The organism is Pseudomonas sp. P4_C3, from assembly GCF_056402075.1.
In genome coordinates, this window is record NZ_JBFUIC010000153.1 from 1 (window position 1) to 10,306 (window position 10,306).

Below are 10,306 nucleotides of genomic sequence, written 5' to 3' on the forward strand. Positions count from 1 at the left end.
ATCTGATACCCCGCGGTGTCTTCAAGTCCATCGCGAGCAGGCTCGCTCCCACAGGAGATCGGGGGTGTCAGGCCGCTTGCGAGTAAAAATCCAGCACACTCACACCCGTCAGCAAATCCGTTTCCGGCAAATCCGCATGTTGATGCCCGCCCAAGGCGCAATACACCAGCCAATGGCGATCCTGAACGTTGAAAGCGAGGCTGCCGACGAGGGCTTGCTGTTCGTCGCTGGGGCTGATGAGGTAAAGACGATCCTGGTTTTCGGCGTGGAGCATGACGTAGTCCCTGTCGGTTTCGAGGCGCGCATGGTCGCCGATACAGATGACGAAGCCGTGACGCAGGACAGCCATTGATCAATTACTTCGTTATTTGTCGGAAACAGAGGGCAGGCGCGCAGGCTTTCGGTAGAATCCGCGCCGCGGTCGCCGGTCCGGCACCTGCCACCTGTTTGACTTGAGGTTTGTGATGTCGCTGCACTTGATGACGCTGTTTACCGCCCATCCCGCCAAATTGATCAATCTGCTGGCCTTGCTCTTTGCCTTCCCGGGCGGCTGGCTGCTGCACGCCACCCGTCGCCGCGAACTGCGCGCGATGGCCAGTTTGCAGGTGCAGCGGCAGAGCAGCTCCAATGTAGAGCCCGCGCTGGACTGGGCGACCTTGCGCAAGAACCGGTTTTTCTACATCTTCGGTTTTGCCTGCATGGGGATGGCGCTGCTGGTTTCCTGGGTCAGTACTCAGGTCTAGAGCTTTATTGAAGCCAAAGATCTTGCAAAAAAAAACGGCGCTCGCAAGCGCCGTTTTTTGTATCTGGCCGAAACCGCTTACAGCGGCAACCCTGCCTTCACCCGGTACTGATTGCGCACCGGCGTCGCATATTGCAGCACCAGGAACGGACGATGCTCTTCAGGGCAGGCGTCCAGGCGGCGTTGCCATTCTTCCTGGGCCTTGGCGAGTTCCTCGGCCGGGAACACTTCGGCGGCTTTTGGCACCTGCAACTGCGTATCGGCGTCTTTCCACTGTGCGTACGCCAGGTAGTGCACCGGGAACAAGCGATAGCCGCTGAGGATTTGCTTGTCCATCTCGACCGCCAACTGCTTGGTGTCTTCGAACAGTTCGCTGATCGGCGCGGCAAAGTTCACATGCACCCGACCCTTGTAGCCGGTGATGCCCTTGGCAATGCTTACGTCATCCTCGCCGGGCACCTTGGTGTAGCTGCCGGTGGTGGCGCGGATGTAAAGCTCGCGGGCCTTGGCCTGATCGCAGGGGTCGTATTCGTAGCTGATCGACACCGGGGTCAGGTTCAGCGACTGGATGACCTCGCCGAACGGCTCGTCCTTGCGACTCATGTGGAACATCTTGAGGATCGCCGATTCGGTACGGTCGTCACCGTCCTTGGCGCGGCCCTCGGCCTGGGCAATCCAGATCGAGGCGCAATCGTTGCGGATCGAATGGTTGATGTACGCCGACAGCAATTGATAGGCCGCCATTTTCTCCCGGCGACCGCTGATCGAGCGGTGCACGATGAAGCTCTTGTTCAGGCGCATCAGGTCGCTGACGAAAGGCTTTTGCAGCAGGTTGTCGCCAATGGCGATGCGCGGGGTCGGCAGGCCGGCGTGGTACACGGCATAGTTGACGAAGGCCGGGTCCATCACGATATCGCGGTGGTTGGCGATAAACAGGTAGGCATTGCCGGACTTGAATTGCTCCACCCCGGTATAAGTGACACCGTCGGTGGCGCGCTCGATGGTGTGGTCGACGTAAACCTCGACTTTGTCCTGTAACGTGGCCACGGAGGTAATGCCGGCAAACTCACGGCGCAACCGATGGGCTATAAGAGGTTTGAGTGCCCAGCCTAAAGCGCCGGCGAAACGCGGGAAGCGGAAGTGGGTGAGGATATCTAGAAACGCCTTGTCGCCGAGCAGTCGTGCCAGCACTGCCGGGACTTCACTGTCGTCGTAAGGTCGGATGGCATCGAATTCGCCCATCATGCTCTCTTGTTAGAAACGGCTAGGGTAAGTAAAGGTTCTGATCGAAAACCGGCGGGGCACGGTCTGAAAAAGTAGCCAGACAAAAATAGCCCTGCAAATAGACCGGCGATTATACGCACAAGTCACCTGGGAGACCGCGATGCTGGAAACTGCGCAATATGAATGTCCGTATTGTGGTGAGGAAGTCGAGACCACCCTGGATCTGTCCGGCGGGGATCAGACGTATATTGAAGACTGTCAGGTGTGCTGCCGGCCGATAACCTTCGTGTTGCAGGTTCATGAAGAGGAATGGCATCTCGAAGTGTTCAGTGAAAACGACTGAGGGGCATGTATGCAACGCATCTACGATCCGGAGAACCTGATGGARGGCGAATTGCTGCAAGGCATGCTCGCCAGCGAGGGCATCGAGGCGTATCTGGTGGGCCGTGATTTGCTCGGCGGCTCCGGGGAGTTGCCGATCTATGGCCTGCTCGGGTTGTCGGTCGAGAACGATCAGGCCGAATACGCCCGCGAGCTGATCACCGCGTACAATGCCGCGCTGCCGCTGTCCGGCGATGAACCGGACAGCTTTCCCGGCACGCTGGTCTGTTAGGCTGGCGTTCGTTTGATCAAGAGCCGTATTGCCCCATGTGTGGACGTTATGCCCTGTTTCGCTGGAACCCCGCCTTCGCGGCGCTGCCCGGTTTTCCCGCCGACCAGCAGGCGCAGTGGAACATTTCCCCCAATGATTCGGTGTTGATGCTGCGGGCCGGGCCTGACGGCCAGCGCACGCTGGCCCGTGCCCGCTGGGGGCTGACGCCACCCTGGCTGACCGATCTGTCCCGCACCCCGGCCCATGCCCGCGCCGAAACCGTTGCCGAACAGCCAATGTTTCGCCAGGCTTTGCGCGAGCGCCGCTGCCTGTTGCCGGCCAATGGTTTCTACGAATGGCGCGGCACAACGCGCAAGCGCCCGTACTGGCTGACACCGGGGGAGGGCTCGTCATTATTTTTTGCGGCGATCTGGGAGGCGTATCCGGTGCAAGAGCAGGTTTGGCTGAGTACCGCCGTGATTACCCAACCGGCGGCAAGCCAGCGGCGGCCGTTGATTCTGGATGAGGCGGGTCAGGCCGCGTGGCTGGATCCCGAGACGCCGTTGCATGTCTTGCAAGGATTGCTGGCCAGTGAGCCTGCCGCATTGCGCGAACGGGTCCTGGCCAACATGGTGAATGATCCGAAGCTCAATGGACCGGAGTGCCTCACTCCGGGTTGAGCTATTGGGTGGCTGAACCGGCCCCATCGCGAGCTTGCTCGCGATGGGGCCTTCGGATCAGACCCTGAACTGATTGATCAACCGCCGCTGCTGCTCGGCCAGCTTGGTCAAATCCGCACTGGCCGCGCTCGACTCATCGGCGCCGCCGGCCACTTCATTGGCCACCTGGCCGATGTTGATCACGTTGCGGTTGATGTCGTCCGCCACCGCACTTTGCTCTTCGGCCGCGCTGGCGATCTGGGTATTCATGTCGTTGATCACCGACACCGCCTGAGTGATGGTTTCCAGTGCTTCGGCGGCCTTGGCCGCGTGCTGTACGCTTTCGTCCGTACGGTTCTGGCTGTCTTCCATGACCCGCACCACATCCCGCGTGCCTTGCTGCAGTTGCTGGATCATGGTCTGGATTTCTTCGGTGGCCTTTTGCGTCTTCTGCGCCAGGTTGCGCACCTCGTCGGCCACTACCGCAAAACCTCGGCCCTGTTCACCGGCGCGGGCGGCTTCGATGGCTGCGTTCAGGGCCAGCAGGTTGGTCTGCTCGGCGATCCCGCGAATGGCGGTGAGGATGGCGTTGATGTTTTCGCTGTCCTTGGCCAGGGTTTGCACCACGCCCACGGCGCGGCCGATTTCCACGGCGAGGGCGCCAATCGAGTTCGAGGTGTCGCGCACGATCTGCATGCCCTGGCTGGCGGCCTGATCGGCATGGCTGGCGGCCTGTGCGGCCTTGGTCGCATTGCGCGCCACGTMCTGGGCGGTGGCTGTCATTTCCTGCACGGCGGTGGCCACCTGATCGATCTCGGCCATTTGTTTATGTACACCGGTGTTGGTGCGGATGGCGATGTCGGCGGTGTGTTCCGACGAATCGCTGACGCTCTGCACCGACGTCACCACCTGGGTGATCATCGCCTGCAACTTGGCCAGGAACGTGTTGAAACCTTTGGCGATCGAACCCAGTTCATCGGTGCGGTCGCTGGTCAGGCGCCGGGTCAGGTCACCTTCGCCCTGGGCGATATCGTCGAGCATGGCCACCATCTGCTTGAGCGGACGGGCGATGCCGTGGCCCACCAGCCAGATCACCAGCAAACCGATACCGGCAATCACCAGACCGACCATCGCCATGCCGAAGGTGTCGGATTTGCGCTGTGCGTTCAGGTCGGCCTGGAGTTTTTGCAGGTCGGCCATGACCGCATTGAGCGGCAGCTGCAGCATCAAGGTCCAGCGGGCGTCAGTCTGGCCGATGCCGAACGGCAGGTACAACTCGATCCGGCCTTGGGTCTTGTCGACGGAATAGGTGACTTCGCCGCGCTTGAGATTGGCCATGTTGGCGATCTGCTTGCTGTCGAGGATGTCGCTGACCTTCTCGCCGAATTTGCTCGGATCCTTGGTGTAAGCAACGATCCGGCCATTGCCGCCGATCAGGGCCATTTCCCCGGCGCCGCTGTAGAGTTTCTGGTTGGCGCCCAGGAGCATTTCCTGGATGAAGTTCACCGACAGGTCAGCGCCGACGATGCCCTGGAAGGCACCGTTGAGCATGATCGGTTCAATAAAGGAGGCGAGCATGACGATTTTGTCGCCCACCTTATAAGGCGCCGGATCGATCACGCAGGATTTTTTGGTTTCTTTTGAGCACAGGTAGTACTCGCTGGCGCGCACGCCGGTGGACAGGGTTTTCTGGTCGTCGACGTCCACCAGTTTGTCCAGGCCCAGGGTGCCATCGTCGTTGCGGAACCACCAGGGCAGGAAGCGCCCGTTGGCGGCGTCGATGCCGACTACCTGGGTGCCGACGTAGGCCGCATCGTTGTGATCCAGTGCGTCTTTCTCCCAACCGATATAGGTGCCGAGGATTTTCGGGTTCTTGACTACGTTTTCCTTGATCAGGCCGATCAATTGCTCGCGGCTGAGGCTCAGCGCAGGCTGGCCATTGGCACCCGGTGTGCCAATCAGGGCGTTGACCCGCACCAGTGCGCCGGCAATCAGCAGCGGTGCTTCGAGTTCACGCTGGATCTGGCTGACCTGGGTTTGCGCCAGGGACGTCAGGCGTTGTTCGATGACTTGCTCGAATTGTGCCTGGGTCCGTTCCTGGACCATGTCTTGCGTCCGGGCGCCGGAAAACAGCGCGTACACCACCAGCGCTACCACGACACTAAGGACAATGGCGCCGGCAAGGGCCGCCACGGAAAACTGGATCGATTTGAATTTCATGGTGGCTCCGCACGCGAAAGGACGTCTGCCCAGGTGTATCGGCAGGGTGTCGGGCGGGCATGAGCGCGGGCAGTTGAAATGACTGTTTTCGGGTGTTGGATGTCGTAATTGAATCAATGCGCGGCGGGATGGACTGCGGGTTGTCGGCGTATGTGAATTGTTTTCTACGGCGATGAGAGCTTTGTCCGAATTGTGCGTCTTACGTCCATTGTATCTGGCGTCGACACATTTCCACGCCTAGGATACGCGGCATGTTTTCAGGGAATTTTTTGATGAACAAGATTTTGGTTGTCAGTGCACTGAGCGCAGCGCTGCTGCTCACCGGTTGTCAGTCGGTCAATACCACCAGCGGCGGTGCCGTGGGCATTGAGCGCAAGCAGTACATGTTCAGCATGTTGTCCTCGCAAGAGGTCGACCAGATGTACGCCCAGTCCTATCAGAAGACAGTGGGCGAAGCGTCCAGCAAAGGTGTGCTGGACAAGACCAGCAATGAAGCCCGGCGGGTTCAGGCGATTGCCGACCGGCTGATTGCCCAGGCACCGAACTTCCGTCCGGACGCGGCCCAATGGAAGTGGGAAGTCAACCTGATCAAGAGCGATGAACTCAACGCCAACTGCGGTCCTGGCGGCAAGATCATCTTTTACACCGGGCTGATCGACAGCCTGCACCTGACCGACGATGAAATCGCCGCGATCATGGGCCATGAAATCGCCCACGCCTTGCGCGAGCACGGTCGTGAAGCGATGTCCAAGGCTTACGGCATCGAAATGGCGAAGCAGGGCGCCGGTGCCTTGTTGGGGTTGGGGCAGGACACCATGGCCCTGGCCGATACCGTGGCCAACTACGGCATGACCTTGCCTAACAGCCGCGCCAATGAAAACGAAGCGGACCTGATCGGCCTGGAACTGGCGGCCCGTGCTGGCTACAACCCGAATGCCGCAATCACCCTGTGGAACAAGATGAGCAAGGTCTCGGAAGGTGCGCCACCGGAGTTCATGAGTACTCACCCGGCGTCGTCGAGTCGTATTGCGGCGTTGCAGGCGGCGATTCCGAAAGTCATGCCTTTGTATGAGCAGGCCAAGAAGTCCTGATGTCTATGCGGTGAGGCCGCTACCGCCATCGCGAGCAAGCTCGCTCCCACATTGGTTTTGTGCTCGACGCCGAACCCTGTGGGAGCGAGCTTGCTCCGGGCGGCGTTCCGACGATGAACGATAACTCGGTCTATCGACCTAAACCGTCAAACCCACCCGCTACTCTGCATCGCCTTGTACACCGCGACAATCGCCAGGATGAAGAACGCCGACGCCGCCAGTCGACGGATCAGGGTCAAGGGCAATTTGTCTGCGGCAAAGTTGCCCGCCAGTACCACCGGTACGTTGGCAATCAGCATGCCAAGGGTGGTGCCGATGATCACCAGCCAAAGCTCTGGATACTGGGCCGCGAGCATCACGGTAGCGATCTGAGTCTTGTCGCCGATTTCCGCCAGGAAGAACGCGATCAGCGTAGTCAGGAATGGCCCGAACTTGCGGGCGGTGCTGGCTTCGTCGTCATCCATCTTGTCCGGGACCAGGGTCCACAGTGCGGTCGCGGCGAAGCTCGCGGCGAGGATCCAGTGCAGCATCGTATCCGAGAAGAAACTGCCGACCCAGGCGCCTATCGCACCGGCTGCAGCGTGGTTGGCCAGGGTCGCGGCGACGATGCCGGCGATGATCGGCCAGGGCTTGCGGAAGCGGGCAGCGAGAATGAGCGCGAGCAGTTGCGTCTTGTCGCCGATTTCGGCCAAGGCAACGATTGCGGTAGGTACGAGTAGTGAATCCAGCATCAGGGGTTTTCCTAAGGGGCGGGTCGACACGGCTATGACACGTACAGCCTTCCCGCCCCGGGTAAGGTGTTCGTGTCATAGGTCTTGTCAAACCCTGCGATCCATCTGATGTGGATGCTTGGGTCGCATGCGCCATGATCTTTTGACCAAGTATGTTGACGCATGCCGGACGAGCGTGGCGCTCGTGGGAGACTACTCCCCTAGGACGGAGCGGATTCTGCCTAGGCAAAATCCATTCGGCAAGCCTTCTTTTTCAAAAAAAGCCTTAGCTGCGTTTGGCCCGGTAGATGCGAAAACCCTGGCCTTCTGCCTTGATCGTGCAGGTGCCCAGGTGCTCTTCGATCAGTGGCTGGTACTTCAGGAAGCTGTTCGCCACCAAGCGCAGTTCGCCACCGTTTTTCAGGTGTTTGGCTGCTTTTCGCAGCAAGTTCTCAGTTGCGAAGTAATCGGTATGGACGCCGACATGGAACGGCGGATTACTGAGGATCGCATTCAAGCCCATGGGGGCGGCATCGATGCCGTCACCGGTAATCACCTCGGCTTCCAGACCATTGGCCGCCAGGGTCAGGCGACTGCTGGCAGCGGCAAAGGCATCCACATCCAGCAATGTGACCTGGTTGTGCGGGTAACGACGTTTCACCGCCGCGCCCAGAACCCCTGCGCCGCAACCGAAATCGAGCAAGTGACCGCTGGGCAGTTTGTCCAGATGCTCCAGCAGCAGCGCGCTGCCGCGATCCAGACGACCGTGGCTGAACACACCCGGCAGGCTGATGACTTTCAACGGGCCTTCGGCCAGTGGCAGTTCATAGGTCTGCGCCAGGCTTTCCAGCGGTTTGGCTTCAGGCGCGTTGGCCACGGTGACCAGCCAGAGCTGGCAGTGCCGCGCGCTGTCGAGCTTGCGTGGCTTGCCGAACGGGTTGAGTTGTTTGGCGGCACCCTCGATGCCGCTTTTTTTCTCGCCGACCAAATACAGCTCGCGGCCGGCCAGCCGCGAGGCGAGGACGTTGAGGATGTAGTCGGTCAGGTCCTTGGCCTTGGGCAAAAACACCACGGCGGTATCGAACGCGCGCTCAGGCGCATTCACACCAAAATGGCTGCGCTCGGCAAAGCGGGCGTCCAGCGCGGCCTGATCGCCGGCGTGCCAGCACCAGCCGTGAGCGTCGGGCAGACGGCCCAGCAAGTCGTCGGCGGGCAAACCGGCCAGCAACACCGACCCCTGGAATAACTCGGCCTGACGAAGCAGTACTTCACTGCGCGGATCCATAACTGCTCCCGTGAAAAAAAGTGCCGCAGTTTATCAACTGACGACCCGCAGCGCCTTACCGCTGAAGTATCCCAGTGCGTTTTCGGTCACTTGGCCAACGATTCGCTGGCGCGCTTCGCGGCTGCCCCAGGCGTTGTGCGGGGTGACGATCAGGCGCGGAATATCGTGGGCCAGCAGCGGATTGCCATTAATGGGTGGCTCGACGCTCAGCACGTCCGTGGCGGCGCCACCCAGATGCCCGTTGCGCAGGGCGTCGGCCAGTGCCTGTTCGTCGATCAGACCACCGCGTGCGGTGTTGACCACAAATGCACCGGGCTTCATCGAGGCCAGTTCACGGGCACCGATGAAGTGGCGGGTATGTTCGTTGAGTGGGCAGTGCAAGGTCAGGGCATCGACCTGTGGCAACAGTTCATCCAACGGCAAGCGGTCCGGCCGGGCGGGGCGTCCGGGAATTTGCCCCAGCAGAACGCGCATGCCGAAGGCTTCGGCCAGCCGTGCGACTGCGCCGCCCAATTCGCCGTGGCCCAGCAGTCCAAGGGTTTTGCTTTCGAGTTCGACAATCGGGTAATCCAGCAAACAGAACTGTTTGGCCTGCTGCCAGCGGCCTGCGCCGACGGCTTTTTGATAATCGGCCAGACGCGTGGCCAGGTTGAGCAGCAGCATGATCGTGTGCTGCGCCACCGACGGTGTGCCGTAACCCTGGCAGTTGCACACGGTGATGCCGTGGGCGCGGGCGGCGGCGAGGTCGACATTGTTGGTGCCGGTGGCGGTGATCAGGATCAGCTTGAGATCAGGGCTGGCGGCCATGGCGGCGGCATCGATGACAATTTTGTTGCTGATGGCAACGGTTGCGCCCTTGAGGTGTTCGATGACTTGATCGGGCAAGGTCTGGGCGAACAGCTGCAATACGCTGAAACAACTGCGCAGCGGATTGAGGTCAAGGTCGCCGAGGTCCAGGGACGGATGGTCGAGAAAAACGGCGCGGCGAGTGTTCGTCATCAACTGTACCTTTTGTGCAATAAACTGAAGGCGTAATCTGCCGAGCCTACCAGATGAAATAAATCATTACGCTTGGCCTGAAGGAGCCCCCATGTACTGGACAGAGTTCTTGACCGTTGCCCTGATTCACCTGCTGGCCGTGGCCAGCCCCGGCCCGGACTTTGCCGTGGTGGTGCGTGAGAGTGTTACCCACGGTCGCCGCGCGGGCACCTGGACCGCGCTGGGTGTGGGGACGGCGATTTTCCTGCACGTGGGTTATTCGCTGTTGGGTATCGGCCTGATCGTGTCCCAGTCGATCGTGCTGTTCAATGCCTTGAAATGGGCCGCCGCCGCTTACCTGCTGTACATCGGTTACAAGGCACTGCGCGCGCAACCGGCCAAGCCTGTGGCGGATGATCTGCACAAGGAAGCCGGCGAGCGCACGCCCCGGGGTGCCTTCACCTCAGGTTTCGTCACCAACGGTCTCAACCCGAAAGCCACGCTGTTCTTCCTCTCGCTGTTCACCGTGGTCATCAATCCGCAAACGCCACTTGCCGTGCAGGCCGGTTACGGGGTTTACCTGGCGGTGGCGACGGCAACCTGGTTCTGCCTGGTGGCGATGCTGTTCAGCCAGCAGCGCGTGCGCGCCGGTTTTGCGCGCATGGGTCACTGGTTCGACCGGACCATGGGCGCGGTGCTGATTGCGATTGGCGTGAAGCTGGCTTTTACCGAGATGCATTGATTTCGTAGGAGCTGCCGCAGGCTGCGATCTTTTGGCGATTCCAATAATGTTGAAGATCAAAAG

The 10,306-nt window shown here is 60.4% G+C and carries 12 protein-coding genes, 1 pseudogene and 1 riboswitch; of the genes and pseudogenes, 6 read left to right on the forward strand and 7 right to left on the reverse strand.

Features of this window, described 5'->3' with window-relative positions; genetic code table 11:
• Window positions 1–67 precede the first annotated feature (67 nt).
• Window positions 68–274 (reverse strand): hypothetical protein, encoded by a 207-nt coding sequence (locus tag AC1DVH_RS20440; protein WP_085613384.1) that lies wholly within the window; start codon window positions 272–274, stop codon window positions 68–70.
• Window positions 275–464: 190 nt separating this feature from the next.
• On the opposite strand from AC1DVH_RS20440, the gene AC1DVH_RS20445 reads away from it, so the two are divergent.
• Window positions 465–743, forward strand: coding sequence for a hypothetical protein (locus AC1DVH_RS20445; RefSeq protein WP_477755326.1), 279 nt, complete (start codon window positions 465–467; stop codon window positions 741–743).
• Window positions 744–820: 77 nt separating this feature from the next.
• Here AC1DVH_RS20445 and AC1DVH_RS20450 read toward each other — a convergent pair whose 3' ends face one another.
• Window positions 821–1,987 carry a 1-acyl-sn-glycerol-3-phosphate acyltransferase gene (locus AC1DVH_RS20450; RefSeq protein ID WP_477755327.1) on the reverse strand — a complete coding sequence of 389 codons (1,167 nt, stop codon included), beginning with the start codon at window positions 1,985–1,987 and terminating at the stop codon, window positions 821–823.
• Window positions 1,988–2,126: 139 nt separating this feature from the next.
• Here AC1DVH_RS20450 and AC1DVH_RS20455 point away from each other — a divergent pair, with 139 nt between their 5' ends.
• Genes AC1DVH_RS20455 through AC1DVH_RS20465 form a run of 3 tightly spaced genes read left to right on the forward strand, consistent with a single transcriptional unit; the run spans window position 2,127 to window position 3,238 of the window.
• Window positions 2,127–2,309: a CPXCG motif-containing cysteine-rich protein gene (locus AC1DVH_RS20455; protein ID WP_218426687.1), complete on the forward strand. Its 183-nt coding sequence runs from the start codon at window positions 2,127–2,129 to the stop codon at window positions 2,307–2,309.
• A gap of 9 nt (window positions 2,310–2,318) precedes the next feature.
• A complete protein-coding gene (locus AC1DVH_RS20460) occupies window positions 2,319–2,579 on the forward strand; it encodes a putative signal transducing protein (RefSeq protein ID WP_477755328.1) in 261 nt (86 codons plus the stop codon).
• Between the two features lie 35 nt (window positions 2,580–2,614).
• Window positions 2,615–3,238, forward strand: a complete 624-nt coding sequence (locus tag AC1DVH_RS20465; protein ID WP_108214888.1) for an SOS response-associated peptidase — start codon at window positions 2,615–2,617, stop codon at window positions 3,236–3,238.
• A 57-nt stretch (window positions 3,239–3,295) separates the two neighbouring features.
• On the opposite strand, the gene AC1DVH_RS20470 is transcribed toward AC1DVH_RS20465, so the two are convergent.
• Complete coding sequence (locus AC1DVH_RS20470; protein ID WP_477755333.1) at window positions 3,296–4,138, reverse strand: methyl-accepting chemotaxis protein; 843 nt, start codon at window positions 4,136–4,138, stop codon at window positions 3,296–3,298.
• 12 nt (window positions 4,139–4,150) lie between these two features.
• A pseudogene (locus AC1DVH_RS20475) lies at window positions 4,151–5,437 on the reverse strand (methyl-accepting chemotaxis protein); the annotation flags it as partial.
• Between the two features lie 272 nt (window positions 5,438–5,709).
• On the opposite strand from AC1DVH_RS20475, the gene AC1DVH_RS20480 reads away from it, so the two are divergent.
• Window positions 5,710–6,528, forward strand: coding sequence for a M48 family metallopeptidase (locus AC1DVH_RS20480; RefSeq protein ID WP_477755329.1), 819 nt, complete (start codon window positions 5,710–5,712; stop codon window positions 6,526–6,528).
• A gap of 146 nt (window positions 6,529–6,674) precedes the next feature.
• Here AC1DVH_RS20480 and AC1DVH_RS20485 read toward each other — a convergent pair whose 3' ends face one another.
• The 3 genes from AC1DVH_RS20485 to AC1DVH_RS20495 form a co-directional block, all read right to left on the reverse strand.
• A complete protein-coding gene (locus AC1DVH_RS20485; RefSeq protein ID WP_223461170.1) occupies window positions 6,675–7,259 on the reverse strand; it encodes a TMEM165/GDT1 family protein in 585 nt (194 codons plus the stop codon).
• Between the two features lie 89 nt (window positions 7,260–7,348).
• A riboswitch (yybP-ykoY riboswitch) is annotated at window positions 7,349–7,473 on the reverse strand.
• Between the two features lie 51 nt (window positions 7,474–7,524).
• Complete coding sequence (locus tag AC1DVH_RS20490) at window positions 7,525–8,523, reverse strand: methyltransferase (RefSeq protein WP_477755330.1); 999 nt, start codon at window positions 8,521–8,523, stop codon at window positions 7,525–7,527.
• Window positions 8,524–8,556: 33 nt separating this feature from the next.
• Entirely contained in the window at window positions 8,557–9,522 is a 966-nt protein-coding gene (locus tag AC1DVH_RS20495; protein WP_477755331.1) for a 2-hydroxyacid dehydrogenase, read from the reverse strand.
• Between the two features lie 91 nt (window positions 9,523–9,613).
• On the opposite strand from AC1DVH_RS20495, the gene AC1DVH_RS20500 reads away from it, so the two are divergent.
• The gene (locus AC1DVH_RS20500; RefSeq protein WP_477755332.1) at window positions 9,614–10,243 is read left to right on the forward strand and encodes a LysE family translocator; all 630 of its coding nucleotides are present in this window, start codon (window positions 9,614–9,616) and stop codon (window positions 10,241–10,243) included.
• Window positions 10,244–10,306: the final 63 nt, after the last annotated feature.

Coding starts and splice junctions, on each gene's coding strand:
- AC1DVH_RS20440 (WP_085613384.1), bottom strand. CDS start 274: ATGCTCCACGCCGAAAACCAGGATCGTCTTTACCTCATCAGCCCCAGC.
- AC1DVH_RS20485 (WP_223461170.1), bottom strand. CDS start 7,259: ATGCTGGATTCACTACTCGTACCTACCGCAATCGTTGCCTTGGCCGAA.
- AC1DVH_RS20480 (WP_477755329.1), top strand. CDS start 5,710: ATGAACAAGATTTTGGTTGTCAGTGCACTGAGCGCAGCGCTGCTGCTC.
- AC1DVH_RS20490 (WP_477755330.1), bottom strand. CDS start 8,523: ATGGATCCGCGCAGTGAAGTACTGCTTCGTCAGGCCGAGTTATTCCAG.
- AC1DVH_RS20455 (WP_218426687.1), top strand. CDS start 2,127: ATGCTGGAAACTGCGCAATATGAATGTCCGTATTGTGGTGAGGAAGTC.
- AC1DVH_RS20500 (WP_477755332.1), top strand. CDS start 9,614: ATGTACTGGACAGAGTTCTTGACCGTTGCCCTGATTCACCTGCTGGCC.
- AC1DVH_RS20450 (WP_477755327.1), bottom strand. CDS start 1,987: ATGATGGGCGAATTCGATGCCATCCGACCTTACGACGACAGTGAAGTC.
- AC1DVH_RS20495 (WP_477755331.1), bottom strand. CDS start 9,522: ATGACGAACACTCGCCGCGCCGTTTTTCTCGACCATCCGTCCCTGGAC.
- AC1DVH_RS20445 (WP_477755326.1), top strand. CDS start 465: ATGTCGCTGCACTTGATGACGCTGTTTACCGCCCATCCCGCCAAATTG.
- AC1DVH_RS20465 (WP_108214888.1), top strand. CDS start 2,615: ATGTGTGGACGTTATGCCCTGTTTCGCTGGAACCCCGCCTTCGCGGCG.